At 74.5% G+C, this 26,756-nt stretch carries 24 protein-coding genes; 14 read left to right on the top strand and 10 right to left on the bottom strand.

Annotated features, from left to right (window positions below):
* From JK361_RS32120 to JK361_RS32090, 6 genes are all read left to right on the top strand, one after another.
* Positions 1-1,747: SDR family NAD(P)-dependent oxidoreductase (locus tag JK361_RS32120; protein WP_201825070.1), on the top strand; the 1,747-nt coding region annotated here is incomplete at its 5' end.
* Between the two features lies 1 nt (position 1,748).
* Positions 1,749-7,322, top strand: a complete 5,574-nt coding sequence (locus JK361_RS41585; protein ID WP_236053875.1) for a type I polyketide synthase — start codon at positions 1,749-1,751, stop codon at positions 7,320-7,322.
* Complete coding sequence (locus tag JK361_RS32105) at positions 7,319-7,639, top strand: acyl carrier protein (RefSeq protein WP_201825058.1); 321 nt, start codon at positions 7,319-7,321, stop codon at positions 7,637-7,639. Before JK361_RS41585 ends, JK361_RS32105 begins: the two co-directional genes overlap by 4 nt.
* A gap of 4 nt (positions 7,640-7,643) precedes the next feature.
* Positions 7,644-8,444: an alpha/beta fold hydrolase gene (locus tag JK361_RS32100; protein WP_201825056.1), complete on the top strand. Its 801-nt coding sequence runs from the start codon at positions 7,644-7,646 to the stop codon at positions 8,442-8,444.
* Positions 8,441-9,622: a glycosyltransferase gene (locus tag JK361_RS32095; RefSeq protein WP_201825054.1), complete on the top strand. Its 1,182-nt coding sequence runs from the start codon at positions 8,441-8,443 to the stop codon at positions 9,620-9,622. Before JK361_RS32100 ends, JK361_RS32095 begins: the two co-directional genes overlap by 4 nt.
* On the top strand, positions 9,619-10,686 hold the full coding sequence (locus JK361_RS32090) for a class I SAM-dependent methyltransferase (RefSeq protein WP_201825052.1): 1,068 nt from the start codon (positions 9,619-9,621) through the stop codon (positions 10,684-10,686). The genes JK361_RS32095 and JK361_RS32090 overlap by 4 nt, the downstream gene beginning before the upstream one ends.
* Positions 10,687-10,725: 39 nt before the next feature.
* Here the strand turns inward: JK361_RS32090 and JK361_RS32085 are convergent, their stop codons facing one another.
* The gene (locus JK361_RS32085) at positions 10,726-11,658 is read right to left on the bottom strand and encodes a lysylphosphatidylglycerol synthase transmembrane domain-containing protein (protein ID WP_201825050.1); all 933 of its coding nucleotides are present in this window, start codon (positions 11,656-11,658) and stop codon (positions 10,726-10,728) included.
* A gap of 573 nt (positions 11,659-12,231) precedes the next feature.
* Between JK361_RS32085 and JK361_RS32080 the strand changes: the two genes are divergently transcribed.
* On the top strand, positions 12,232-12,879 hold the full coding sequence (locus tag JK361_RS32080) for a DedA family protein (RefSeq protein ID WP_201825048.1): 648 nt from the start codon (positions 12,232-12,234) through the stop codon (positions 12,877-12,879).
* Positions 12,880-13,141: 262 nt separating this feature from the next.
* On the opposite strand, the gene JK361_RS32075 is transcribed toward JK361_RS32080, so the two are convergent.
* Entirely contained in the window at positions 13,142-13,669 is a 528-nt protein-coding gene (locus JK361_RS32075; protein WP_201825046.1) for a gamma carbonic anhydrase family protein, read from the bottom strand.
* Positions 13,670-13,777: 108 nt separating this feature from the next.
* Between JK361_RS32075 and JK361_RS32070 the strand changes: the two genes are divergently transcribed.
* Positions 13,778-14,542: an acyltransferase gene (locus tag JK361_RS32070; RefSeq protein ID WP_201825044.1), complete on the top strand. Its 765-nt coding sequence runs from the start codon at positions 13,778-13,780 to the stop codon at positions 14,540-14,542.
* A 136-nt stretch (positions 14,543-14,678) separates the two neighbouring features.
* Here JK361_RS32070 and JK361_RS32065 read toward each other — a convergent pair whose 3' ends face one another.
* Positions 14,679-15,536 (bottom strand): EamA family transporter, encoded by an 858-nt coding sequence (locus JK361_RS32065; RefSeq protein ID WP_201825042.1) that lies wholly within the window; start codon positions 15,534-15,536, stop codon positions 14,679-14,681.
* 109 nt (positions 15,537-15,645) lie between these two features.
* Here JK361_RS32065 and JK361_RS32060 point away from each other — a divergent pair, with 109 nt between their 5' ends.
* Both JK361_RS32060 and JK361_RS32055 read left to right on the top strand, forming a co-directional pair.
* A complete protein-coding gene (locus JK361_RS32060; protein WP_201825040.1) occupies positions 15,646-16,218 on the top strand; it encodes a helix-turn-helix domain-containing protein in 573 nt (190 codons plus the stop codon).
* A 43-nt stretch (positions 16,219-16,261) separates the two neighbouring features.
* Positions 16,262-16,819, top strand: coding sequence for a YbaK/EbsC family protein (locus JK361_RS32055; RefSeq protein ID WP_201825033.1), 558 nt, complete (start codon positions 16,262-16,264; stop codon positions 16,817-16,819).
* 174 nt (positions 16,820-16,993) lie between these two features.
* Here the strand turns inward: JK361_RS32055 and JK361_RS32050 are convergent, their stop codons facing one another.
* Positions 16,994-18,265: a cation diffusion facilitator family transporter gene (locus JK361_RS32050; RefSeq protein ID WP_201825031.1), complete on the bottom strand. Its 1,272-nt coding sequence runs from the start codon at positions 18,263-18,265 to the stop codon at positions 16,994-16,996.
* A gap of 60 nt (positions 18,266-18,325) precedes the next feature.
* On the opposite strand from JK361_RS32050, the gene JK361_RS32045 reads away from it, so the two are divergent.
* Positions 18,326-18,673, top strand: coding sequence for an ArsR/SmtB family transcription factor (locus JK361_RS32045; RefSeq protein ID WP_236053872.1), 348 nt, complete (start codon positions 18,326-18,328; stop codon positions 18,671-18,673).
* A gap of 19 nt (positions 18,674-18,692) precedes the next feature.
* On the opposite strand, the gene JK361_RS32040 is transcribed toward JK361_RS32045, so the two are convergent.
* The 3 genes from JK361_RS32040 to JK361_RS32030 all read right to left on the bottom strand — a co-directional run bounded on the left by JK361_RS32040 (position 18,693) and on the right by JK361_RS32030 (position 22,223).
* Positions 18,693-19,910, bottom strand: a complete 1,218-nt coding sequence (locus JK361_RS32040; protein ID WP_201825029.1) for a 4-hydroxybenzoate 3-monooxygenase — start codon at positions 19,908-19,910, stop codon at positions 18,693-18,695.
* Between the two features lie 68 nt (positions 19,911-19,978).
* Entirely contained in the window at positions 19,979-21,613 is a 1,635-nt protein-coding gene (locus JK361_RS32035; protein WP_201825023.1) for an APC family permease, read from the bottom strand.
* Between the two features lie 199 nt (positions 21,614-21,812).
* Positions 21,813-22,223, bottom strand: coding sequence for a CoA-binding protein (locus tag JK361_RS32030; RefSeq protein ID WP_201825022.1), 411 nt, complete (start codon positions 22,221-22,223; stop codon positions 21,813-21,815).
* Between the two features lie 164 nt (positions 22,224-22,387).
* Here JK361_RS32030 and JK361_RS32025 point away from each other — a divergent pair, with 164 nt between their 5' ends.
* The 3 genes from JK361_RS32025 to JK361_RS32015 are packed head-to-tail and all read left to right on the top strand — an operon-like array spanning position 22,388 to position 24,317.
* Positions 22,388-23,116, top strand: coding sequence for a hypothetical protein (locus JK361_RS32025; protein WP_201825020.1), 729 nt, complete (start codon positions 22,388-22,390; stop codon positions 23,114-23,116).
* Complete coding sequence (locus tag JK361_RS32020) at positions 23,113-23,655, top strand: SixA phosphatase family protein (protein ID WP_201825018.1); 543 nt, start codon at positions 23,113-23,115, stop codon at positions 23,653-23,655. Before JK361_RS32025 ends, JK361_RS32020 begins: the two co-directional genes overlap by 4 nt.
* 35 nt (positions 23,656-23,690) lie before the next feature.
* Positions 23,691-24,317 (top strand): YigZ family protein, encoded by a 627-nt coding sequence (locus JK361_RS32015; RefSeq protein ID WP_201825016.1) that lies wholly within the window; start codon positions 23,691-23,693, stop codon positions 24,315-24,317.
* Between the two features lies 1 nt (position 24,318).
* On the opposite strand, the gene JK361_RS32010 is transcribed toward JK361_RS32015, so the two are convergent.
* From JK361_RS32010 to JK361_RS32000, 3 genes are all read right to left on the bottom strand, one after another.
* Positions 24,319-24,708: a hypothetical protein gene (locus JK361_RS32010; protein WP_201825009.1), complete on the bottom strand. Its 390-nt coding sequence runs from the start codon at positions 24,706-24,708 to the stop codon at positions 24,319-24,321.
* A 913-nt stretch (positions 24,709-25,621) separates the two neighbouring features.
* Positions 25,622-26,047: a hypothetical protein gene (locus JK361_RS32005; protein WP_201825007.1), complete on the bottom strand. Its 426-nt coding sequence runs from the start codon at positions 26,045-26,047 to the stop codon at positions 25,622-25,624.
* On the bottom strand, positions 26,044-26,748 hold the full coding sequence (locus JK361_RS32000) for a vWA domain-containing protein (RefSeq protein ID WP_201825005.1): 705 nt from the start codon (positions 26,746-26,748) through the stop codon (positions 26,044-26,046). Before JK361_RS32000 ends, JK361_RS32005 begins: the two co-directional genes overlap by 4 nt.
* Between the last annotated feature and the right edge of the window lie 8 nt (positions 26,749-26,756).

The following is a 26,756-nucleotide window of genomic DNA, read 5'->3' as shown; positions in this document are numbered from 1 at the left end:
GACAGCCGGGGAAGCCGCAGTGGCACCGGGCGCCCAGCCGGTGCCGGGCCGGACAGCCGTGCCGGCCGCCATCGGGGCGGACGCCCGGCCGGCATCGGTCGCGGCAGCCACGTCCGTGCCGGACGCTCAGTCGACGTGGCGGGAAACCGGGGAAGCCGCCATCGGGGCGGACGCCCTGGGTGTCGCCCCTCAGCGCCGGGAGCTGCGGCCCGTTCCGCTGCCGGAGCCGGAGCCGGAGCCGGAGCCGGAGCCGGAGCCAGAGCCGGAGCAGGATCAGGCCACGGATCTGTCGGGCAAGCGGTTCGTCCTCCTTGGAGACGTAGACGGAGACGGAGACGGAGACGGAAACGCAGGCGGGGACGGAGAGGGGGACGGTCGGGGCGGTACCGTGGCCGCGGTCGCGGCCCTGCTCGCGCGGCACGGCGCCGACACCGTGATCCGGGCCGGTGACCACCTCCTCGGCGCCGCCGACGGCACCGTCGACGGCGTCCTGTACCTCGGCGCGCTCCCCGGCCCCGGCCACCCCCTGCTGCCGGACGCCTTCCCCGTGCTGCGGGCGGCGCTGGAGTGCGGGCCCCGCCTGCTGCTCGCCGTGCGCGCCGCCGACGGCGCCGGAGCCCTGCGGTCGGCGGGCCTGGACGGCCTGGTCCGCAGCGCCGGCCGCGAGTACCCGGAACTCCTCGCACGGGTGCTGGCGGTGGCCGACACCAGCCCTGCCGCCGTGGCCGCAGCGGTGCTCGCCGAGCTGCGCGCTCCGCAGCCCGCCCCCGTCGTGCTGCGCACGGCCGCCGGACACCGCCGGGGCCTGGACCTGGTGCCCGTGCCCCTCGGCCCGCTCGGCACGTCCGGCGCGGGACCCGCCGCGGACGGCGCCGCCGAAGCCGCCGCGCTCGGACTCGACCGGGACTCCGTGGTGCTGCTGGTCGGCGGGGCCCGGGGCATCACGGCGAGGTTCGCGGCCACACTGGCCGGTGCCTCCCGGTGCCGGATCGAGCTGATGGGCCGTACACCCGCGCCCACCGCGCCCGAGGCCCCGCACACCGCCGCCGCCCGCACCCCCGTCGAGCTGCGGGCGGCCCTCGCCGCGGGCCCCGGCGCCCCGCGGCCCGCCGAGATCAACCGGGCCGCCGAACTGATCCTCGCCCAGCGGGAGATCACCGCCACGCTCGCCGAACTCGCCGCCCTGGGCAGCCGGGCCCGCTACCGCTCGGTCGACTTCCGCGAGCGGGACACCGTCGTACAGGCCGTCAAGGAGATCCACGCCGAACACGGCCGGCTCGACGGTGTCGTCTTCGCCGCCGGGGTGATCGAGGACCGGCTGATCGCCGACAAGACCCCCGAGTCCTTCCGGCGGGTCTACGGCACGAAGACGGCCGGGGCCGGTGCGCTGTTCGCCGCGCTCGACGACCTGTCCGCCGCGCCCGCGTTCACCGTGCTGTTCGGCAGCATCGCCGCCGTCCTCGGCAACCGGGGCCAGGCCGACTACGCGGCGGCCAACGACGCCCTGGAGACGATCGGTGCCGACTGGGCCGCCCGTACCGGCCGACGCGTGCTGACCGTGCACTGGGGCCCCTGGGCGCCGGCCGGCGGGCACCCCGGCATGGTCGGCCCGGAACTCGGGCGCGAGTACGCCCGGCGCGGAGTCGCGCTGATCGACCCGGACGAGGGCACCGCGGCCCTGCTCCGCGAACTGGCCTGGGGCGACCCGGCGGCCCGCGCCGTCGTCTACACCGCGTCGGGCTGGTGAAATGACGGAGCGTCAGACACCTGTCGCCATCGTCGGGATGGCGGTGCTGCTGCCCGGTGCCCCCGGCCTGGACGCCTACTGGGCCAATCTGCGGGACGGCAGGGACGCCATCACCGACGTCCCCGCCGGCCGCTGGGACGCCGACTACTACCGTCCCGGCTCGGCCGCCGGACCCGCCGTCGCCGGCCAGGTGTACTGCCGGCGCGGCGGATTCGTGGACGGCCTGGCCGAGGTGGAGGTCACCCGCCACGGCATCATGCCCGCCTCCGTGCCCGGCACCGAGCCCGACCAGCTGATCGCCCTCGACGTGGCCGCCGTCGCGCTCGCCGACGCGGGCGGCCCGGACCGGCTTCCCGAACGCCACCGGGCCGGCGTCGTCCTCGGCCGCGGAGGCTACCTGACCCCCGGCCTGGCCCGGCTGGACCAGCGGGTACGCACCGCCCACCAGCTCACGCGGACCCTGGGGGAGCTGCTGCCCGACCTGACGCCCGGCCAACTCGACCGTGTCCGGCAGGCGTTCACCGAACGGCTCGGCCCGGACAGCCCCGACGCCGCGATCGGCCTAATCCCCAACCTCGCCGCCTCCCGCATCGCCAACCGCCTCGATCTGCGCGGCCCCGCCTACACCGTGGACGCGGCATGCGCCTCGTCCCTGGTCGCCGTCGACCAGGCGGTCACCGCGCTCACCGCCGGCCGCTGCGACCTGATGCTGGCCGGGGGAGTGCACCACTGCCACGACATCACCCTGTGGAGCGTCTTCTCCCAGCTGCGCGCCCTGTCCCCGACGGAGCGCATCCGGCCCTTCCACCGCGACGCCGACGGCATCCTCATCGGCGAGGGCACCGGGATCGTCGTACTGAAACGGCTCACGGACGCCGAACGCGACGGGGACCGGGTGTACGCGGTGATCCGCGGCACGGGCGTGGCCGGCGACGGCCGTACGGCGGGGCTCGTCACCCCCGATCCGGGCGGGCAGAGCCGGGCCGTGCGCCAGGCCTGGTGTGCCGCCGGGCTCGACCCCGCCGCCACGGACTCGGTCGGCCTGCTGGAGGCACACGGCACGGCCACCCCCGCCGGTGACACGGCCGAACTCACCACGCTGGCGGCGGTGTTCGGACCGGGAGCGGGACGCGGGCCCGACGAGCGCCCGGTGCTCGGCTCGGTGAAGTCGATGATCGGCCACACCATGCCGGCGGCGGGGGTGGCGGGCCTCGTGAAGGCCGCGCTCGCCCTGCACCATCGCACGCTCCTGCCCACCCTCCACTGCGACGACCCGCACCCCGGCCTCGCCGACACCCGCTTCCGCACCCTGGACCGGGCCCGCCCCTGGGCGGCCCCCGCGGGCCGGCCGCCCCGACGGGCCGCGGTGAACGCGTTCGGGTTCGGCGGGATCAACGCGCACGTGGTACTGGAGGAGGCGCCCACCGACCATCCGGCCCCCGCGCCGCCGAGGCCCGCATCGGGCACGGACGCCATGCGGGTTCCGGCGGAGGCGCCCGGCGGGTGTCCGGCTCCTGTGCTGTCGAGGGGTGGGCCGGGTACGGGTCCTGTGCGGGAGTTGGAGGCGCCCACCGACCATCCGGCCCCCGCGCCGCCGAGGCCCGCACCGGGGACGGACTCCGTGCGGGTTCCGGCGGAGGCGCCCGGCGGGTGTCCGGCTCCTGTGCTGTCGAGGGGTGGGCCGGGTACGGGTCCTGTGCGGGAGTTGGAGGCGCCCGGTGGGTGTCCGGCCCCCGCGCCGCCGAGGCCCGCACCGGACGCGGGCTCCGTGCCCGGCCGCGTGCGTGTCACCGAGCCCGAGCGGGTCCTGTTGCTCGCCGCCGCCGACGTGTCCGGACTCGCCGCTCTCCTCGGCGCCGACGACTCCGCCGTGCTCGCCGCCGGACTCGGCTCCGACCGGCCGCACGCCGATGCCGGCCCGGTCCGTCTCGGTGTCGTGGACCCGACCGCCAAGCGGCTCGCCCTGGCCCGCCGCACGGTGGCCAAGGGCCGCGCCTGGCACGGCCGCAGCGACGTGTGGTTCCGCCCGGCACCCCTGCTCGGCCGCGCCGGCGGCGGACTGGCGTTCGTCTTCCCCGGACTGGAGGCCGACTTCACCGCCCCCTCGGCCGACATCGCCGCCCACTTCGGCCTGCCCCCGGTCGCCGGCACCGGCTCGGACGTCCGGGTCGGCGACATCGGCCGGCACGGTTTCGGGGTCGTCGGCGTGGGCCGCCTGCTGGACCAGGCGCTGCGCCGCATGGGCCTCGTACCGGACGCGGTCGCCGGGCACAGCGTCGGCGAGTGGACGGCCATGGCCGCGGCCGGGCTGTACTCGGCCGCCCAGGTGGACGCGTTCATGGCCGGGTTCGACCCTGACTCGGTGACCGTCCCGGGGCTCGTCTTCGCCGCCGTCGGCACCTCCGCCGCGCACGTGCGCGCCACGCTCGCCGCCGCCTGGGCGGACGCCGGGATCGTGCTCTCCCACGACAACGCGCCCCGCCAGTCCATGGTCTGCGGTCCCGGCACGGCGGTGGAGGAGTTCGTCCGGTCCCTGCGCGCCGAGGGTGTGCTCTGCCAGGTGCTGCCGTTCCGGTCCGGCTTCCACACGCCGATGCTCGAACCGTTCCTCGCCCCGATCAAGGAGGCCGCCGACCGCTTCCGGCTCCACCCGCCGACCGTGCCGGTGTGGTCGGGCACGACCGCGGCGCCCTTCCCACGGGACGAGCCGGGGGTCCGCGAACTGTTCGTACGGCACCTGCTGGAGCCCGTCCGGTTCCGCGAGCTGACCGAGGCCATGTACGCCGCCGGCCACCGCGTCTTCGTCCAGACCGGTCCCGGCCGGCTGACCTCGCTCATCGGCGACACGCTCGGCGACCGTGATCACCTGGCCGTCGCCGCCACCTCGCCCCACCACGGCGGCCTGGCCCAACTCCGACGCGTCGCCACCGCACTGTGGACGACCGGGGCCACCGTGACACCGGCAGTGTCCGGGGGGAGTACGGCACCGGCAGTGTCCGGAGCGGTCACGGAAACGTCGGCAGCGTCCGGGGCCGTCCCGGAAACGTCGGCAGCGTCCGGGGCGGCAGCGGCAGCCCTCCGAACGAGCGTGGCAGCGGCAGCGTCCGGGGCGGTTACGGAACCGCCGGCAGCGTCCGGAGTGGTCACGGAAACGTCGGCAGCGTCCAGGGGGGCCGGGACTCCGTCGTCCCAGGCCGCGGCCGCCCGTCCGGCCGGCGCCCGCCTTCCCGTCCGCCTCGACCTCGGCAGCGCCCTGGTGTCACTGGACGGCCCGTCCCGTGAGGCGCTCCGCGCGCAACTGTGGGGGAGCGGGACGGGCGTACGACCGGGTGGACCGACCGCGCCGACCGGCGAGACGCCTCCGCCGCCAGCCGATCCCCTCCGGGTAGAGGAGGACTCCACCGCCTGCCCCGGAGCCGCCCCCGCCCGCTCCGATGCCGCCCCCGCCTGCCCCGGAGCCGCCCCCGCCCGCTCCGATGCCGCCCCCGCCTGCCCCGGAGCCGCCCCCGCCCGCTCCGATGCCGGCCCCGCCCGCTCCGATGCCGGCCCCGCGCTCGACGACCTCGCCCGGCGTCATCCGGCCGCCGCCGAACTGGCCGCCCTGCTGCGGGACACCGCGCACACGGCCGCCGAACTGATCGCCGCGAGCCGTGGTCCGGACGGCCGGGGCAACCTCACGTCCATCGCCGCCGCGACACCCGGAACGATGCCGGCCACCACCACCCTCGGAACGGCACCCACCATCCCCGTCACCACAACTCTCGGAACGGCACCCACTAACCCCGCCACCACCACCCTCGGAACGGCACCCACCATCCCCGCCACCACCACCCCCCACCCCACCCCCGTAACCACGATCCTGCGTGTCTCCACCCAGGCCATGCCCCACCTTCTGGACCACTGCTTCTTCCCGCAGCGCCCCGGGTGGCCGGATGTGGAGGACCGGTGGCCGGTCGTGCCCGCCACCACGATCGTCCGGCACATGATGGACGCGGCCGAGCGCGCGGTGCCCGGTCGGCGGGCGGTCGCCGTGTACGGTGCCCGGTTCGACCGCTGGCTCACCGCGACGCCACCCGTCGACGTCCCGGTCACCGTCACCCCCGCCCCCGGGCAGCCGGACCGGGTCACCGTCACCCCCGCCCCGGAACAGCCGGCCCCGGTCACCGTCACCCCCCTCCCCGGGCAGTCGGACCGGGTCGCCGTCACCCCCGCCCCGGAGCAGCCGGACCCGGTCACCGTTACCCCCGCCCCCGGGCAGTCGGACCGGGTCGTCGTCACCTTCGGGCCCACCGCCCGCGCCGTGGTCGAACTCGCGCCGCGCCACCCGGCGCCGCCCCCGCCGTGGCCGCTCCCGGACCTCGGCGAACGCGTCCCCGACCACACGGCGGCCCAGCTCTACCGCGACCGGTGGATGTTCCACGGCCCGCGGTTCCAGGGCCTGACCGAGCTGACCGCGATCGGCGAGCGGCACGTCCGCGGGGTGATCACCACGCCGGCCGCCCCCGGTGCCCTGCTCGACAACGTCGGCCAGCTGCTGGGCTACTGGATCATGGCGACCCGCGCCGAGCGGACCGTCGTCTTCCCGGTGCAGCTGGCACAGGCGCGCTTCCACGGACCGCACCCGGCCCCCGGCACCGAGGTGCACTGCCTGCTGCGGATCACCTCCCTCACGGACACCGCGCTGGAAGCGGACGCGGAGCTGACCGTCGGCGGCCGGGTGTGGGCCCGGCTGACCGGCTGGCAGGACCGCCGCTTCGACAACGACCCCACGACCCGCCCCGTCGAACGCTTCCCCGAACGCCACACCCTCGCCACCGCCATGCCCGGCGGCTGGGCGCTGGTGCACGAACGGTGGCCGGACCTCGCCTCACGCGAGCTGATCATGCGCAACTCGCTGGGCGGCGCGGAACGCGCCGCCTACGCGCAGCGGCCGCCGCGCGGACGCCGGCAGTGGCTGCTCGGGCGGATCGCCGTCAAGGACGCCGTGCGCCACTGGCTCTGGCAACACGGCGAAGGACCCGTCTTCCCGGCGGAGATCCGGGTGACCAACGACGAACTCGGCCGCCCCCGGATCACCGGCCTGCACGGCCGCGCCCTGCCCCCGCTGGACATCTCGCTCGCCCACCGGGCCGAGGCGGGCGTGGCGATCGTCCGCCCGCACCGCCCGCGGCCCGGTCCCGGCATCGACATCGAAGAGATCACCGATCGCGACCCGGCGACCCTCACCACCGCGCTCGGCCCGGCGGAACTGCGGCTCCTGCGCGCCCGGTGTGCGGACGGCGGCGAACCGGAGGCCGTGTGGTTCACCCGCTTCTGGGCCGCCAAGGAGGCGGTCGCCAAGGCCGAAGGCGTCGGATTCGGCGGCCGGCCCCGGGACTTCGCCGTGCTGGAGGCCGCCCCCGACGGCACCCGGCTGCTGGTCTCCGGCCGCCTGGAACGCGCCTGCACCGTGCACTGCGCACCGGTGACCAACCCGCCCGCCCTGCCGGAACGCGGCTACGTGGTGGCCTGGACGACCGGGCCCGCCGCCGACGACGGACAACACGACGCAGCAGCCGAGGAGTACGCCCGATGAACCCCACCCAGCCGGCCCCGGCGCAGCCCACCGCCGACACCGTGCTCGCCGACATCGCCGGCATGCTCCGCACGGTACTGGCGGAGTACGGCGACGACGACGTGGTGATCGGCATGTCCACCGGCTTCAACCGCGACCTGGAACTGGAGAGCATCGACCTCGTCACCCTGGCGGGCCTGCTGGAGGAACGGTACGGACGGCGGGTCAACCTCGCCGAGTTCCTGGCCGGCATGGAGTTCGACGAGATCATCGAACTCACCGTCGGCCGGCTCGTGGAGTACGTGGTGTGGAGCCTGAAGACCACCCAGGCGGGCTGAGCCCATGGCCATCGTCGACGCCGGCGGCATCCGGCTGCACGTCCAGCGGACCGGCCCCGCGCCCGGCCACGGCCCGCACCCCACCGTCGTCCTGGTGCACGGACTGCTCACCGACAGCCTGGCCAGCTACTACTTCACCGTCGCGCCCGGGCTCGCCGCGGCCGGACTCGACGTCGTCATGTACGACCTGCGCGGCCACGGCCGAAGCGAACGCCCGCCGCACGGCTACACCCTGGACCACAACATCGACGACCTGGCGGCGCTCCTCGACCGGCTGGACGTCACCGGGCCCGTGCACCTCGTCGGCAACTCCTACGGCGGCACCATCGCCTTCGGGTACGCGGCCCGCCACCCGGACCGAGTGGCCGGCCTGACCCTGATCGAGTCGGAGCCGGCGACGGCCGCCTGGGCCGCGAAACTCGGCCGCATCCTGCGCCGGGTGGTGGCCGAACTCGCGCACAACGAGGCGGACGCCCTCGCCTGGGTCACCGCCCACCACGGCCGCAACACCGCCCGCCTCGCCAAGGGCGCGGCCCGGCTCGTCCGGGAGACCACCCTCGGCCGGGACATCCCCGCCAGCCGGGTGCTCACCGAGGCCCAGATCGGAGCCGTACGCTGCCCGGTGCTCGGCCTGTACGGCGGCGACTCGGACATGGTGGACCTGGTGCCGGCGCACCGGCGGCTCCTGCCGGACTTCCGGGCGGTCGTGCTGCCGGGCCACGAGCACTCGGTCCTGGTCGAGGCGCCCGGTACGGTCGGCGGGCACATCCTCGACCTGGTCCACGCCGGGGCGGGCGTCCGGTGAGCGGCTTCCTCTTCGTCGTCCCGCCGCTGACCGGGCACATCAACCCTGCCGTCGGCGTCGCCGCCCGGCTGACCGCGCACGGGCACCGCGTGGCCTGGGCCTGCGCCGACCCGGCCCTGGTACGGCGCCTCGCGGGCGCGGACGCCGAGGTGTTCGCGTGTGCGGGCCCGGTGCCGGGCGCCCCCGGCGCCGTACGGCCGCCGGACCTGCGGGGCGCGGAAGCCCTGCGGTTCCTGTGGGAGTGGTACCTGCTGCCGCTCGCCGACGCGATGGCACCGGGAGTCGCCGAGGCCGTCGCGGCGGTCCGCCCCGACGTGGTCGTCGCCGACCAGCAGGCCTTCGCGGGCGCCCTCGTGGCCGAGCGACTCGGGCTGCCGTGGGCCACCTCCGCGACCACGTCCGCCGAGTTCAGCGGCGCGTACGACGGCCTGCCCAAGGTCGCCGAGTGGCTCCGGGAGCGCCTGACCGAGCTGCGCGCCCGCGTCGGCGACCCGGCCGGCACCGCCGACCCGCGCTCCTCGCCGCATCTGCTGCTGGTGTTCAGCACACCCGAACTCATCGGACCCCAGGCGCCGTTGGCGTCGCACATCCACTACGTCGGACCCTCGCTCGCCGGCCGCCCGGCCGGGCCGGGCTTCCCCTGGGAGTGGCTGGACCCCGGCCGGGCCAAGGTCCTGGTGACCCTCGGCACGGCCAACGCCGACACCGGCGGCCGGTTCCTCACCGAGTTCCTGGCCGCGCTGCGGGACCGCGCCGACCGGATCCAGGCGGTCATCGCCGACCCGGGCCGCACCCTGCCCGCGGCGGCCGACGACAAGGACGTCCTGATCCTGCCGTCCGTGCCGCAACTGCCCCTGCTGGAACGGACGGACGCCGTCGTCTGCCACGCGGGTCACAACACCGTGTGCGAGGCGCTGTGGCACGGCGTCCCACTCGTCGTCGCGCCGATCAGGGACGACCAGCCGGTGGTGGCGGGACAGGTCGTGGACTCCGGCGCCGGCCTCCGGGTCAGGTTCGGCCGGGTCACCGCGGCCCGGCTGGGCGAGGCCCTCGACACCGTCCTGCACGACCCCGCCCACCGGGCCGCCGCCGCCCGGATCCGTGCCGCGTTCCGTGCGGCGGGCGGCGCCCAGGCCGCGGCGGCCCACCTCGAACGGATGGCAGGGGAGAGCCGATGAGCGACGCCCGAGAGAAGAAAGCCCGCATCGCCGCCCTGCGCCCCGCCTACCGGGAAGACCTTAACGGCGGCACCGACCGTTTCCTCGCGCCCCGGCGCACCACCTGCCCCTGGTGTTCCTCCGCCCGGCTCACCCGCCGCCTGCGCACCACCGACCTGCTCCAGCACAAGCCCGGCCGCTTCACCCTGGACGCCTGCGCCGACTGCGGCCACGTCTTCCAGAACCCACAACTCACCGCCGAGGGCCTGGAGTTCTACTACCGCGACTTCTACGACGGGCTCGGTGAGCAGCGGATGAGCAAAGCCCTCGGCGGGCGCGGGGCGATGTACCGGGGCCGCGCCGAGGCGGTGCTGCGCCACGATCCCGCGCCGAAGACCTGGCTCGACGTCGGTACCGGGCACGGCCACTTCTGCGCCGCCGCCCGCGGTGTCCTGCCCGGCACGGCCTTCGACGGACTCGACTTCACCGACGGTGTCGAACTCGCCGCCCGTGAGGGCCGCGTGGCGCACGCCTACCGCGGGGCCTTCCCCGACCTGGCCCCCGAACTCGCCGCCCGCTACGACGTGGTGAGCATGTTCCACTACCTGGAGCACAGCACCGATCCCGACCGTGAACTGCGTGCCGCCCACGAGGCGGTACGTCCCGGCGGGCACCTCCTGATCGAGGTGCCGGACCCGGAGAGCCGCTACGCCCGGCTCCTCGGCCGCTGGTGGCTGCCCTGGCTCCAGCCGCAGCACCTGCACCTCATGCCGGTCGCGAACCTGCGCCGCCGGCTCACCGAGCGGGGTTTCACGGTGGTCGCGGAACAGCACGCCGAGGCGCACGATCCGGTCGACCTGCTCGCGGCCGCCTGGCTCGCGCTCGACCACACCGCCCCGCGCGAGGACGCGCCCTGGCTCGCGCAGCCGCAGGGCGCGCTCCGGCGCACCCTGCGCACCGCCCTGCTCCTGACGGGCGTCCCCGTCCTCCTCACCGCCGCACTCCTGGACCGGATCGCGGCACGGCCCCTGTCCCGCCGCCTGCGGTTGACCAACGCCTACCGCCTGGTGGCCCGCCGGGACTGACCACGACGACACGTGGCGGCCGCGGAGGCGGCTTCCGGCTCACAACACCCTGGCGCGGATCATCGTCGACAGCACCAGCGCGCCCGGCACCAGCGGCACCCAGTCGGTCAGCATCCGGTGACCGATCACCGTCGCGGTCGCCGCCGCGGGCGAGGCGCCGAAGGCGACCAGCGTCCACGCCAGCGCCGCGTCGACCGCGAACCCGCCCGGCGCGGGCACCGCCCCGACCGCCGTACCCGCCGCCAGGTAGGCGAGCACCACCTGCTCCCACGGCAGCCCCAGCCCGAGCGAGGCCCCGACGCAGGCCAGCGTGCCCGCCTGCACCAGCGGCATCGCGACGGCCCCGCCCCACAGGGCGAGCACCCGGCAGGGCCGGCTGTGCACCGCGCGCGCGTCGGCCAGCGCGGAGCGCAGCAGACCGGTCACCGGACGCCGCAATGGCCGTACGACCGTCAGCAGCACCCCCGCCACCGCGAGCGCCCCGCCCACGACGACACCGAGCGGTACCAGCAGCCGCCCGTCCGGTGCCAGGCCCCCCAGGCGCCGCCAGGCCGGCGACGCCGCCAGGAACACCAGCAGCACCACCGTCTTCGCCGAGGACCTGGCCAGCGAGTACAGCCCGACCGACGCGGTCGCCCGGTGCAGCGGCACGCCCTGGCCGCGCAGAAAGCGCAGGGTCACGGCATGGGCGCCGAGGCCGCCGGGCAGCACGTGGTTGGCGGCACCGGCGGCGAACTGCGAGGCCAGCAGCAGGCCGGGCGGCAGCGGGTCGGGCAGGGCGCCCTGCCGGACGCAGGAGGCGGTCACCCAGGTCAGGCAGGTGAGGCCGGCTCCGGCGAGCAGCCACCCTGGGTCGGCCGCGATCAGCCGCCGGACCCCCACGTACACGACGGGCCGGTTGGCCACGGCCCAGCCGGCGGCGAACAGCACGGGGGCCAGGCACAGGGCCAGCCGCACGAGCCGACCGGGCATGCGGGACACCGGGCGGTCCGGAGCGGAAGCCCCCCACCCACCGGCGGTCCCGGGACGCGGGGCGCCGGTCTCGGGACCAGCGAAGGACGGCCGAGGACCGGGCGCGGCGGTTTGGGGGCGGGGGGTCGGCGGCTTCGGAGTGGGGCCTGCGGGTTCGGGGCGGGGCTCCGGCCGCTGCGGGCAGGGCGTGACGGTCCCGGAACGGGAGGCGGGCAGATCAGGACAGGGCGCGGGGATCTCGGTGCACGGGGCCGCCCGCTCCGGGCAGGGCCGTGGGAGAGGAGACGGCGAGCGGGACGGGGACAGTGAGGACACGGGGACGTCGTCCTTCCGCGGCGGGCCCCGCGGCGGGGCCTGGGGGAGCGGGACCGGGCGAAACCGCGTGGGAGCCTTCCCCTCCCGCGTGACACGGGGATGTCCTGAAACGTAAGGGGTGAGGGCGGGACGGTGCCGCCGGGCGGACGCGAGCAGGCAGCCGTTCACCGCCGACCAGGTAGCCTTCCCTTGGGACGCCCTTTACATGCGGCGGCCCGGAATGCCGGAGCAGGACCAGCGACAGGGGAGGAACCGGCGGTGCACGTCCAGGATTGGCTCGACTCGGTGCCTGCGGCCGCCGTCTACGCCCTGGTGGGCCTGGTGATCGGTCTGGAGAGCCTGGGCATCCCGCTGCCGGGCGAGATCGTCCTGATCTCCGCGGCGCTGATGTCCTCCCAGCACTCGGGCGTCAACCCGATCATCCTCGGCGCGTGCGCGACCGCCGGCGCGGTGATCGGCGACTCCATCGGCTACGCCATCGGCCGCAAGGGCGGACGCCCGCTGCTGGCCTGGCTCGGCGGCAAGTTCCCACGCCACTTCAGCGCCGGCCATGTGGCAACGGCCGAGCGGTCCTTCGAGAAGTGGGGCATGTGGGCGGTCTTCTTCGGCCGCTTCGTCGCCCTCCTGCGCATCTTCGCCGGCCCCCTCGCGGGCGTCCTGCACATGCCGTACTGGAAGTTCCTGATCGCCAACGTCCTCGGCGGCATCTGCTGGGCCGGGGGCACCACGGCCGTCATCTACTACGTCGGCACCGTCGCCGAGGACTGGCTGAAGCGCTTCTCGTACCTGGGCCTGGCGGTGGCCGTACTGATCGGCCTGGCCTCGATGCTGATCATCAAGCGCAAGGCGAAGAAGGCCCAGCAGCAGCCCGAGCCGGAGGCGGAACCCGTCGGCGCCGGGGACTGAAGCGTCCCTGCGAGGGCTACGGGCCGCGCTGACCTGCGGCTCCGCGGCGCCAGGGTGTGGGGCCGGACGGCCCCACGCAATCCAGGGGCCAGGACGGGGCCCACACAGCCTGCGGAGCCGGGAGGCCGCACGCAGTTCGCGGGCCCGGAGGCGGACCTCATGCAGCTCGCGGGTCCGGGCGTGGCTCCACACAGGGCGCGGACTCGGGCAGGGTCCCGTTCAGCCGGCGGCCCTGGACGGCCCACGCATCCCGCCCGTTCTCCTACCGGTACACGTCCCCGTGCGCCTTGCCCAGCTCCGCGTACAGGGTGCCGTTGAGGGTGACCCCCTCCCGCTCCTCCTCGGTCAGGGGCCGCTTCACCTTGGCCGGCACCCCCGCCACCAGCGAGCCCGGGGGCACCACCATCCCCTGCGGAACGAGGGCCTGGGCCGCGACCAGCGAGCCCGCCCCGATCACCGCCCCGTTGAGCACGGTCGCGCCCATCCCGACGAGGCAGTCGTCCTCCACGGTCGCGCCGTGCACCACCGCGTTGTGCCCGATGGACACCCGCTCGCCGACGGTGACCGGGAACCCGGGGTCGGCGTGCAGAGTGACGTTGTCCTGAACATTGGCCTGAGCCCCCACGGTGATCTTCTCGACGTCACCGCGCAGGACGGCCCCGTACCAGACACTGGCCCCCGCGCGCAGCGTGACGTCCCCGATCACGGACGCCGTGGGCGCGACGAACGCCTCCGCGTCGATCTGCGGCTCCTTGCCCCCGATACCCACGATCAGCGCCTTGTGCGTCATCACCGTCTCCTCGTGTCGGCAGTACACGGCACCGTACGACACGGGGTGGGGCAAAGATCACAGCGGCCCGCTCTCTCCCTCCTGGCGACCGATGAGTAACGTGACCCCGTGCCGAAGCGCAAGAACACGTTCTCATCCTGGCGACGCCACCTGGTGCAGCGTGCCGTGCACACGGGCTGGTCGTGGGTGCAGCGCGCGGGTTCGGTGACGGCCGAGCATCCCGGCCGCTTCCGTTTCGGCTCGATCGGCGAGGCCACCCGGCTCGCCTTCCCGCTCGGCACGGTCTTCGGCGAGCCCTGGATCCGGCTCGGCTCCTACTGCATCATCGCCGAGCAGGTCACCCTCACCGCGGGGCTGATGCCCGATCTCGACCTCGGTCCCGACCCGATCCTGTGCATAGGTGACGGCGTGGTGCTCGGCCGCGGCAGCCACGTCATCGCGGACACGACGGTGACCATCGGCAGCGACTGCTACTTCGGGCCGTACGTCTACGTCACCTCCACCAACCACTCCTACGACGACCCGCACCAGCCCATCGGCAAGCAGTGGCCGCGGATGGAGCCCGTCGAGATCGGCCCGGGCTGCTGGATCGGCACCGGCGCGGTGATCCTGCCGGGAGCGCGGATCGGCCGGAACGTGGTCGTGGCGGCCGGCGCGGTGGTCCGGGGCACGGTGCCCGACCACGCGGTGGTGGCGGGGGCGCCCGCCAGGGTCGTACGGCGCTGGACGCCCGACGGGGGCTGGCAGCCACCGCTGCGGACCCCCGCTCCCGTGCCGATCCCGGACGGCATGACGCCCGGGCAGCTGCGGGCGCTGGCGGACCTGGACGAGGAGACGGTGGCGCGGCTCGCCGCGCTGGAGCCCGAAGGCTGACGCAAGCCCACCCGGCCGCCCCGGCCCGTCCGGATCCCCCCGGCGGCACCGGCCCGTCCGGGTCCACCCGGCCGCCCCGGTCCCGGAGGCCCCGGGACCGGCCGGCCTCGGCGAGGCCGCCCACCCGGCCGTGCGGTCAGCCGGTCGCCAGCAGCAGCGTGCCCAGCAGGGCGAGCCCCGCTCCCGCCGTCTGGATCGCGCGCAGCCGCTCGCTGAGGAAGCCGCGCGCGGCCAGCGCGGTCACCACCGGATACAGCGAGGCGAGCACCGCCGCGACGGTGACCGGACCGCTGCGGGCGGCGATCGCGTAGGTGCCGTTGGCGGCCACGTCGGCCAGGCCGACGAAGGCCAGCGCGGGCAGTGAGGACCAGGGGAAGCCGCCGTCCGGTACGGCGGCACCGCCGCGCCGGACCGAGACGGCGAGCGCCGCCCCGCCCACCGCGACGTTCGTCAGCCGCTGCACGAACAGCGCGAGGAACAGGCCGGCGACATCGGTCGAGGCCTCCGTGATCAGCGCGAACACGGCGCCGAAGCCGAGCGCCGCGACGAGCGTGAGCAGGATCGCCCGCCGTTGCACGGCCGCGCCGCGCAGTTGCGGCCCGCCGGCGAGGACGACCCCGGTGACGGCGACAGCGATGCCCGCGACCTGGAGCAGTCCCGGCCGCTCACCGAGGACGAGTCCGACGCCGACGGGCACGGCGACACTGAGGGTGGCGAGCGGTGAGACCACGCCCATCGGGCCGAGCGCGAGGGCCTTGTAGAAGGAGAGCAGGGCCACCGGTCCGACGAGGCCGGCCGCGAACGCGAACCACAGCCGGGGCCCGGCCTCGCTCCAGCCGCCCGTGGCGGCCACGATCACGCCCAGTACGGCCGCCGCGATCGACTGGGAGACGACCACCACGGTCAGCGCGGGGGTACGTCGGGTCAGCAAGCCGCCGCCGAAGTCGGCCAGCCCCCACAGGAAGCTGGTGAGCAGGGCGAAGAGTGCTGTCACGGCCGGCCTCGCAGTACAGTTCGGTGGACGATCGGGTGCACCCCACCGTAGTTCAGTCGACTGCACTCTCATAACCATAATATTGAACTTCCCGAATATTGGACACAACGTGTCGGACCTCGAACTCCTGACCCAGTCCCTGGCGCGCAACGTCAAGCACTGGCGCTCGGTGCGCGGCTTCACGCTGGACGTGCTCGCCGCCCGGGCCGGTGTCAGCCGCGGCATGCTCATCCAGATCGAGCAGGCCCGCACCAACCCCAGCATCGGCACGGTCGTCAAGATCGGTGACGCGCTCGGCGTCAGCGTCCCCACGCTCCTCGACTACGAGCAGGGCCCCAGGGTCCGTGTCGTACCCGCCGAACGGGCCGTACGGCTGTGGCACACGGAGGCCGGCAGCTTCAGCCGGCTGCTCGCCGGCACGGAGGCGCCCGGACCGCTGGAGATGTGGGACTGGCGGCTGATGCCGGGGGAGAACAGCCCCTCCGAGCCGCACCCCGGCGGCACCATCGAGCTGGTGCATGTCACCGCGGGCGAGCTGACGCTCACCGTGGAGGGCACGGAGTACCGGGTCCCGGCGGGCGCGAGCGCCTCCTTCGAGGCCAACGTCCCGCACCTGTACGGCAATCAGGGCGACGTGCCGATGGAGATGGTGATGGCCGTGTCCGTTCCGCCCGTGCCGTGAGACGCCGGTACCCCGGGCGGGGGGCCCTTGTTAGCGTGCGGCCATGCGCGCACCCATCGGAGACTTCGACACCGCCACTCCCGCCCCGGACTGCCTGGACGAGCTGACCGCTCCCGTCGCCGACGCCGTACGCGACTGGCAGGGGGCGGTCCCGGCCGACAGGATCCTGTACGTCGACACCGAACCGGGGTGGGCCGACACGGCCGTCTTCGTCGAGCACTACGGCCGTGACCTGCTGGAGCGGTCGGCGAACTGTGTCGTCGTCGCGGGCAAGCGGGCCGGCCGGACGACGCTGGCCGCCTGCGTGGTGCTCTCCACCACCCGGGCCGACGTCAACGGTGTCGTACGCCGGCAACTGGGCGCCCGCAAGACCTCCTTCGCCTCGATGGAGACGGCCACCGGGGAGACCGGCATGGAGTACGGCGGCATCACCCCGGTCGGGCTGCCCACCGGCTGGCCGGTGCTGGTGGACTCGGCCGTCGTCGACCTGCCCTACGTCCTGGTCGGCAGCGGACGCCGGCGCGGCAAGCTGCTGGTGCCCGGCAAGGCCCTCGCCGAACTGCCCGGCGCGGTCGTACTGAACGGACTCGGCATGGCCTGATCTCACCGCCGCCGCGTGGTGGGCCGGTGCCGGACCTGAGCGGACTGGGGGTGGCCTGACCTCGCGGTGTCGCGTGGTTCCGGTGCCGGATCTGAGCGGGTTGGGGTGGCCTGACCTCGCGGTGTCGCGTGGTGGGCCGGTGCCGGATCCGAGCGGGTCGGGGGTGGCCTGGTCTCACGCCGTCGCATGGTGGGCCAGCGCCAGATGCGGGTCCGCCTCGCCCGGGGCGTGCGCCGGGTCGGCGTGCACCAGGGCGGCCGTCAGCCGCGGTACCGCGTGCAGCAGGGCGTGTTCGGCCTCGACGGCGATCGCGTGTGCCTCCCGGACGGTCGCCTCGCCGTCGACCACCACCGCAAGCTCGGCGCGCAGCCGGTGCCCGATCCAGCGCAGCCGCAGCTCACCCACCTCCCGCACCCCCGGAACCGCGCGCACCGCACGCTCGGCCCGGTCCACCAGCGCCGGGTCGACGGCGTCCAGCACCCGCCGGAACACCTCCCGCGCCGCGTCCCGCAGCACCAGCACGATCGCGGCCGTGATCGCCAGCCCCACGACCGGGTCGGCCAGATGCCACCCCAGCGCCGAGCCGCCGGCGCCCAGCAGCACGGCCAGCGAGGTGAATCCGTCGGTACGGGCGTGCAGCCCGTCGGCGACGAGTGCGGCCGAGCCGATCTCCCGGCCCACCCGGATCCGGTACCGGGCCACCCACTCGTTGCCGGCGAAGCCGAGCAGCGCGGCCACCGCCACCGCCGGCACGTGCGTCACCGGCCGGGGGTCCAGCAGCCGTCCGGTGGCCGCCCAGGCGGCGAAGGCCGCCGATCCGGCGATGGTCAGCACGATGACGAGTCCCGCGAGATCCTCGGCGCGGCCGTAACCGTAGGTGAACCGGCGGGTCGCCGCCCGCCGCCCCAGCACGAAGGCGATGCCGAGGGGCACCGCGGTCAGCGCGTCGGCCGCGTTGTGCACGGTGTCCCCGAGCAGCGCCACCGACCCGGAGACGGCCACCACGACCGCCTGCGCCAGCGCGGTCGCTCCCAGCACGGCCAGCGACACCCACAGCGCGCGCATGCCGTGCGCCGAGGACTCCAGCGCCGGATCCAGCTTGTCGGCGGTCTCGTGGGAGTGCGGGGTGAGGAGGTGGGCGAGACGGTGACCGAAACCGTGGCGCGCACCGGAGGCGGGCCCGTGGCCGTGCCCGCGTCCCCGGCCGCCGTGCCCGTGCCCACGCCCATGCCCCTGGCCGCCGGGCTGCTGCCCGTCCCGGTGGCCTCGGCCGCTGCGGCCGCCGCGGCCGCTGTGTTCGTGGTCGCCGTGCTCCGAGCCGTGCCCGTGCCCGCGGTCGCCGTGCCAGTGCCCGTGGCCGCCGTGCCCGTGCCCGTGCTCATGTCCGATGGGCCCCTGCTCGTGCCCGTGCCCGTGCCCGTGCTGATCGGGGTGCCGGTCGCTCACGTCGATCCCCTTCCGGTGGCCGGAGTGGACGCACGGCGCCCACGGAGCCATTATGTGCATATGAGCGCACGCATGCACCTGTCACCTGCGCATCATGCGCACCCGCGCAGCCCGGGCGAGGAGCAGTTCGCGCTCGCCGCCGAACTGCTCTCCCTGCTGGGCGACCGCACCCGCCTCACCCTGCTGCACGTCCTGACGGCGGGCGAGGCCGATGTCACCACGCTCACCGAGGCCTGCGGAGCCGCCCGCCCGGCCGTCAGCCAGCACCTGGCCCGGCTGCGGCTCGCCGGCCTGGTGGACACCCGCAAGGAGGGCCGGCGGGTGATCTACTCCCTGCCCCACGGGCACCTGCGGCGGCTGGTGGAGGAGGCCCTGAAGACCGCGGACCACCGCCTCGCCGAACGGTGAGCCGGGCGGGGTCGTGCGCTCAGTACGCGCCGGCCGTGCCCAGGTACTGCTCGGCGAAGGCCGCCGCCGCGACCGGTGAGGAGAACAGCCGGCGCAGCCGGGCCAGGGTGGTCCCGGCGCGGTAGGGATCGCCGTGGGACGTGCCGTGGTAGATCTCGGAGAGCCACTCCGAGAACTCCTGGTAGTCCCACACCCGGCGCAGGCACGCCGCCGAGTAGCCGTCCAGACCCGTGCCGTCGCCCTCGGTCAGCCGCGCGACGAGGCCGTCGCCGAGCAGGAACGCGTCGTTCAGGGCCAGGTTCATGCCCTTCGCGGCGATCGGCGCGACGAGGTGCGCGGCGTCACCGGCCAGGAAGAGCCGGCCGGACACCATGGGCTCGACGACGTAGTTGTGCATGTCCAGCACGCGCTTCTCCAGCAGCCGCCCCTCCGTCAGCGGCGGGCGGTCCGCCGCGCGCAGGCGCTGCTGGAGCTGCTCCCAGACCCGGTCGTCGGGCCAGTTTCGCGGGTCGTCGCCGGGCGGGCACTGGAGGTAGTAGCGGGTCACCTCGGGACCGCGGGGCATGTGCCCGGCGAACCCGGCGGGGTGCATGCCGAACAGTACGCAGTCGGCGGACGGCGGTGCCTCAGCGAGCAGCGCCAGCCAGCCGATGCCGTAGTCGTGCCGGGAGGTGCGCGCCGACGGCGGCAGCGCGGCCCGGCTCGCCCCGCGGGCCCCGTCGCAGCCGGCCACGAAGTCGCAGCGCACCAGGAGCCGTTCGCCGGTGTCCGGGTCGGTGTAGGAGACGGCGGGCCGGTCCGAGTCCAGGTCGTGCAGGCGCACGTCCCGCACGCCGAAGCGGATCTCCCCGCCCCGCACGTCGGCGTACTCGCGTACCAGGTCGGTCACGAGCAGGGGCTGCGGATAGACCCAGTGATGGCGTCCCGTCAACTCCGTGTAGGCGAAACGGTGGCCGCGGCCGTCGAAGCGGAACTCGCACTCGGAGTGCCCCTCGGCGCGCTCCAGCAGCCGGCCGGCCAGCCCGCGCCGTTCGAGGCCGCGCACGGCCCATTCCTCGATGACCCCGGCGCGGGGCCGCTGTTCGATGAACTGCCGGCTCTCGGTCTCCAGGACCAGGCAGTCGACACCGGCGGCCCGCAGGATGTTGCCGACGGTCAGCCCGGCGGGTCCGGCGCCGAGGACGACGACCGGACAACGGGTGGGGGAGGGTGAGTCGGAGTGGGGGGAAGGAGACATCACGCGAGCATTATGACGGTGTCCCGTCAGACGAGCCGACGGGACACCGTGGGTGACGCGGGAGCGGGTCAGTGCGCGGGCATGTCCGTCACCACGACCTCGTCGATGCTGCGCTCGATGGCCTCCGTCGCCGAGGCGGTGGCCTTGGCCCAGTAGTAGATGACCAGCGAGAAGGCAGCGACGACCAGGATGTCCCAGTACATCGGGATGGAGCCGCGGCCGCCGAAGCCGCCCAGCCAGGAGATCGCGCCCAGGCCGAGCAGGTAGCCGGGCAGCCACTGCGCCGCCTTGAAGTCCATCCGGGGCGCGTCCGGCTTCCGGGTCGCGGTGGCGTACCAGGCGTAGGAGCCCAGCAGCACGTACCCGAGCAGGATCGCGAAGCCCAGCCGCCACAGGGTGTCCCAGCCGGCCCAGTAGATGATGAGGTTGGCGACCACGAACGACGCCGGCGAGATGAACTTGCCGAAGGGCAGCCGGTAGGGGCGCTCGAGGTGCGGCAGCCGGTCGGCGAAGACACCGTAGGCCAGCGGTGCGCCCGCGTACATCAGCACGCTCGCCGAGGTGATGAAGCCGACCAGCTCCTGCCAGCTCGGGAACGGCAGGAAGCAGACCACGCCGGTGACGAACGACATGAGCAGACCGAACCACGGCACACCGCGCTTGTCGGTCTTGGCGAAGGCCTTCGGCGCGTAGCCGTTCTTGGCCAGACCGAACGAGACGCGCGAGGTGGCGGTGGTGTAGATCAGGCCGGTGCCGCCGGGGGAGATGATCGCGTCGACGTAGAGCACCCAGCCCAGCCAGCCCAGGCCCACGAGGGTCGCCAGGCCCGCCCAGGGGCCGCTGATGCCTTCGAAGTCGAGCTTGGCCCAGCCGTGCGCGAACGAGGCGTGCGGCAGCGCGGCGATGAACACGATCTGGAGCAGGATGTAGATCACGGCGCCGATCGCCACCGAGCCGAGGGTCGCCCGCGGCAGGTCACGCTTCGGGTTGCGGCTCTCGCCCGCCAGCTGGATCGCCTGCTCGAAGCCGAGCAGCGCGAAGATGATGCCGCTGGAGCTGATGGCGCCGAGGACGCCCTTCATGCCGAACGGCGCGAAGCCCTCCGAGGTGAAGTTGCTGCTGTGGAAGTTGCCCACCGCGATGATGAAGATCGCCGCGAGCGGGACCGCGATCTTCCACCAGGTGGCCGCGCTGTTGGTGTGCGCCAGCGCACGGACGCCGAAGAAGTTGACGCCCACGAAGATCGCCATCAGGACGACGGCCGAAGCGAAACCGCTGGTCGTCAGTGTTCCGTCGGCGTGCTGCAGGGCCTGGGCCCACTTCCAGTGACCGGCGTAGCCGATCATCGCCTCGACCTCGATCGGCGCCACGGTGGCCGCCTGGAGCCAGGCGAACCAGCCGAACGACATGCCGGCCAGGCCACCGAAGGCGTAGTGCGGATAGCGGGCCGTGCCGCCGGCGACCGGGAACATGCCGCCGAGCTCGGCGTGCACGAGCGCCAGCAGCACGATGGCCACCGTGCCGATCACCCACGAGATGATCGCCGCGGGGCCGGCCACGACGACCGCCTTCTCGGCGCCGTACAGCCAGCCGGATCCGATGATGGAGCCCACGGAGGCCCACATCAGTCCGATCAGTCCGACGTCCCGGCGTAGACCGCCGGACTCCGTCGTGGCCTGTGGCAGGGCGTCGACTTTCGCCATGTCAAGTGGCCTCTCAGTTCATGAACGCAGAATTAACGGGCAATGAGGCCACAGGCTAGGAAGCCACTCCGCGTCAGCAAAAGACTGTTTCCCAAAATTTGACCCGGGATCTTGCCTGTCTTGGGATCAGCCTTCGCACAGGTCAGAGGGGCCGAGCGAATGTCAATATTCAGCGGACAATTGTGATGAAGGAGAAGAGTCACAGTGTCAGGCGAGGAATTTCGATCGCCGGGCACCGGTTCATGACCATCTCCAGGCCCGCCGTCCGGGTGCGCTGGTAGGCGGCCTCGTCGACGACGTCCAGCTGGAACCACACCGCCCGCGCCCCCTTCGTCACGGCCTCGTCCGCCACCGCGCCGGCCAGGTCGCCGTTCACGAACACGTCGACCACGTCCACGTCGAAGGGGATGTCCGCGAGGGAGGCGTAGCCCCGCTCCCCGTGCACCGTCTCCGCCTTGGGGTGCACCGGCACGATCCGCTTGCCGAACCGCTGGAGCACCTGCGCCACCCCGTAGGCGGCCCGGCCCCGGTTCGAGGACAGGCCGACCACCGCCCAGGTGTCGCCCAGCTCGGTCAGGATCCTGCGGATCGTCGCCTCGTCGCCGTACATCGGCCGCCTCCTCGGGCTGTCGGGAACGTGTGCCGTGGCAACATCGCCACGGCGGGTGCGGATTCCCGCCGTACGCGGGTCCGGACTCCCGCCGTACCCCGCCACGCTGTCCGGAATCGGCGCAAGCCGCTGCATACGGCCGTCCGGCCGCCTACGCTCGCCCCGTGCTGCGCATCCTCGACGCCCGAACCGGTGAGCCCGTCCCCGCCGCGCCCGCCCGCCGCGGCCTGACCCGCATCGAGGCCCACGCCTCCGGCCTCGACCCCACCGCCCTGCGGGTGCTGCTCACGGCCGACCTGCTCGTCCGCGCCCTGGAACTGGGCGGCACCCCGGTCTGGACGATCCTCACGGCACCCCGTGACCAGCCCGAACTCCGCACGGCCGCCGACCGGCTCGCCATCCGCCCCTTCGAGGACGGCCGCGACCTCGCGTCCGGACTCGGCGAGGCCCAGGCCATCCATGTGGCCCAGCGGGACTCCCGGGACAGACCGGGGCCGGGACCGGTGATGGACGTGGCCCCGGTGACCCCCACCGCGCTCGATGCTCTCCTCGCCGACCCCACCGCCCTCCGCCTCGCGCTCCTCGCCGTCCCGCGGAGCGAACCCGCACGGCTGGACACGGCCGCACTGGACGACGCCGCGCGGAGCCTCGCCCGATGGCGGCGCGCCGTCGCCGGCTGGGCGCGGCGGCCCTCGCGGCCGGTGCCCGACGAGGTGCGGGCGCGGCTGCGCGCCGCCTGGGAGGACGACCTGGACCTGCCCGCGGTGCTTGGCGTGCTGCGCGACGTGGAGAGCGAGCCCGGCATCCCGGACGGTGCCCGCTTCGAGACCTACGCCTACGCCGACCGCCTGCTCGCCCTGGACCTCGCGCGCGACCTCGGGAGCCTCGCGTGACCGGGCCGGCCGGCAGGGGCCCGTTGCGCCGGCTGGTGGTGCTGCGGCACGCCAAGTCCGCCTGGCCCGAGGGCGTCGAGGACCACCGCAGACCGCTTGCGCCACGCGGGCGGCGGGACGCCCCGGCCGCCGGACGCGCCCTCGCCGCCGCCGGCTCCCTGCCCGACCTCGTCCTGTGCTCCACCGCCGTCCGCGCCCGCCGCACCTGGGAGCTGGTCTCCGCCGAGTGGGCCACTCCGCCACCGGTGCACTACGACCGTCGGTTGTACGCCGCCGGCCCCGCGGACCTGCTGGAGGTCGTGCGCGAGGCGCCGGCGGACGTGCGGACGCTGCTGCTCATCGGGCACAACCCCGGCCTCGAGGAACTGGTGCGCGCGCTGGCCGCCGACGGCCTCGACGACTCCCTGGACCGGGTGCGGGAGAAGTTCCCGACCTCGGCGATCGCCGTGCTCACCTGGCACGGCACCGGCTGGCCGGCCCTCGCCCCGGGCGCGGCCCTGCTCACCTCGTTCACGGTCCCGCGCGGGAAGAAGAGGTGATCGGGGGGCGTCCGGCTTTCACATAGGCTGGCGGGATGCAGGACGAGTACCGCACAGTCGCCCGCGCGGGCGTGCACGAGACCGAGATCAACCGCTCCCGCTTCCTGTGCGCCCTCGCCCCGGCCGCCACCGAGCAGGAGGCCCAGGACTTCGTCGCCGCCGTGCGCAAGGAGCACGCCGACGCCACCCACAACTGCTGGGCGTACGTCATCGGCGCCGACGCCTCCGTGCAGAAGGCCAGCGACGACGGCGAACCGGGCGGCACCGCCGGCGTGCCCATGCTCCAGATGCTGCTGCGCCGCGACATGCGGTACGTCGTCGCCGTGGTCACCCGCTACTACGGCGGCGTCAAGCTCGGCGCCGGCGGACTGATCCGCGCCTACGGCGGCTCGGTCGGCGAGGCCCTGGACGCGCTCGGCACGATCACCCGGCGCCGCTTCCGGCTGGCCACGGTGACCGTCGACCACCAGCGGGCGGGCAAGGTCCAGAACGACCTGCGCGCGACCGGCCGCGAGGTGCGCGACGTCCGTTACGGCGAGGCCGTCACCATCGAGATCGGCCTCCCCGACGCCGACGTGGACGCCTTCCGCGCATGGCTAGCCGACGCGACGGCGGGCACGGCCGGCTTCGCACTGGGCGGGGAGGCGTACGGCGACGCGTGAGTCAGGACGGTGACGGCTCCGGCGTCAGATCCTCCTCGCCGATCCGCCGGCCCGACTGGTAGATGGTCACGGCACCGCCGTGGACGACGTAGCGGTACTCGCCGTTGCGCGCCTCGAACCCCTTGCTCGTCGCCCTCGCCTTCATGGCGATCCCCTTCTCCCGCCCGTCGCTGAACTCGCCGTAGTAGTACAGCGATCCCGACGCCGTACGGCACAGGGTGATCTGCTTGTTCTTCGTGCGGAACGCCCGGACCAGTTCGGCCCCGTCCCCGCCGGGCAGCTCGGCGGCGATGCGCTCCGGGCAGGCCTCGGCGGTACTGCGGGGCGTCGAGCCGCTGGACTCCGACGAGGAGTCGCAGCCGTGGGCCACCAGGGCGATCAGGAGGAACACGACGCCGACGCCGACGCAGCCGCCCAGACAACCGTTGCTCCGGCTCGTGCTCCCGGCGGGCGGGGTGTACCGCGGCGGGGGCGCGGGGGTGCGGACCGGCTCGGTGCGCGGCGGTGGGCCGGCCGGGGCGTGCGGTCCGGCCGGCCGGTAGCCCGTGGTGCCGGACGAGGGGAAGAAGACGCCTTCCTCGGTGCGCGGCCGGGGCCTGCCGGGCGCGGCGCCGGTTCGTGCGCCCGCCGTGCCGGACGTGCCCGGGCGGGACGTCCGGGGCGTGCTGCGGGGGGTCCGCGGTGTGCTGCGGGGCGTCGAGGACGAGGAGGGCGCGCTGCGCGCGGTGCTCCGCGGTGCCGAGGCCGCCGAGGACGGAGTGCTGCGGGGCGTGGTCTTCCGGGGCGGGGCTTTCTTCGCACCCGCGCCCGCGCCCGCGCCAGTGCTCCCGGACGGAGGCGGCTTCGCCGTGCTCTTCCGCGCCGCCTTCCACGAGGTGCCGCACGCGATGCACGACAGGTCCGTGCGCGCGTTGTTCGTGTCGCACTCGGAGCAGCGCCAGGGGCCCGGCGGATGCCCGGAGCCGCCGGGCCGCTTGGCGGAGGGCCGCGCGGCACCGCCACCGGACCCCGCCCCCTTGGCAGCCGGCTTCGCGGCGGACTTCGTACCCGGCTCGGCAGCTGCCGCCGCGCCCGACGCCGTCCCCGATCCGCCGCGCGGCGCCCTCGCGGCCGGCTTCGAGCCCGGCTTCGCGGCCGGCTTCGGCGTGGACCGGGGCGGCGGCGCGGTACCGCGCCGGGTCCCGCCGCAGACCGTACAGGTCGTCTCCGCGGGCACGTTGAACGTGTCGCAGTCCGCGCAACGCCAGTTGGCCGATGCCGCCACCTCGTGCCGCCCTCCCTCTCGTGTGCGTACGACCGCGCGGTCAGCCGGTGTCGCCGTCGACCCGGGCCGTCACCGCGGCGAACAGCTCCTCCGACGCGGTGGACGCGGGCGCGGCCATCCACTCGTCCGTATCGAGCGGCACCCGCTGAAGCCCGGCCTCCTCCTCCGCGTCGGGCGCCTGCTCCGGGATGCCGTAGCGCCGCCGCAGCAGATCGCCGTACTGCTCCGCCTCCTCCTGCCGGTCCGCCGGGACGTCCACCCGCACCACGAGCAGTCCGGGCGTCGGCCCCTCGGGGAAACGCAGCTGGAAGACCCACCGGGACAGCCCGTCCGAGCCCTGCGGGAGCAGACGCAGGTGGGTGCAGTGGCGCGCGTGCGTCCGGACCCGGCCGTAGCGTCGCCAGGTGAAGGTCAGATAGCCCGAGGCGTCGCAGTCCAGCTCGAACTCCGGCCAGTCCAGTCTCACAGGCTGTTCGCGATCGTCTCGATGATCTCGTCCATCTCGAACTCCTCCAGACCCTCACCGGCCTTGGAGGCGAAGTGCAGGGTCAGGTCCCACTCCTCGGCGATGGGATCGGACCACGGCGCCTGGTCCGGCGCGAAGAGCACCAGCCGCTTCGCCGACTGCTCCATCACGGAGGTCTGGCTGCGGGCGTACCCCCACTGCTCGAACAGCTCGTCCAGGTCGCCGGGGATGCCCGCCGGATACGAGGGCGCGGAGGCGTGCGTGCCCAGCGGATGGGCCGGGGCGTCGGTGAACATGACGATGACGTGGCGCCTGCGGTCGAGTCCCTGCTCCCAGGGCGAGTTGATGGCCAGCGCGAGCGCCTCCAGGCCCGACTCGGGGATGTCACCGCCGCCGGAGGCGTCGATGCCGCGCACGAACTCCTCGAAGTCCCGTGCCTGCCCCGGCAGGTGGAGGAAACCGGTCTGCTGGATGGCGCTGGAGGGGTCGTCGCCGAAGTCGCGGAAGGCGATGACCTTCAGCCGGAGCTGGCTGATCGCCTTGCCCTTCTTCGCCATCACGTCGTTGAGCCGGTCGTGGAACTGGAGCGCGCTCGACTTCACGTTGTCGAGGACGGGGAACATGCTGCCCGTCGCGTCGACGCAGAGCACGATGTCGACGGCGTACTGCAGATTCCCCTGGTACTGCTCGATGTTGCTCATACGGAGTC

Origin of the sequence: Streptomyces musisoli (assembly GCF_016741855.1) — a bacterium.
Lineage (GTDB): Bacteria > Actinomycetota > Actinomycetes > Streptomycetales > Streptomycetaceae > Streptomyces > Streptomyces musisoli.
The sequence above is the reverse complement of the archived record's forward strand: the minus strand, read 5'-3'. Positions and strand labels throughout refer to the sequence as shown.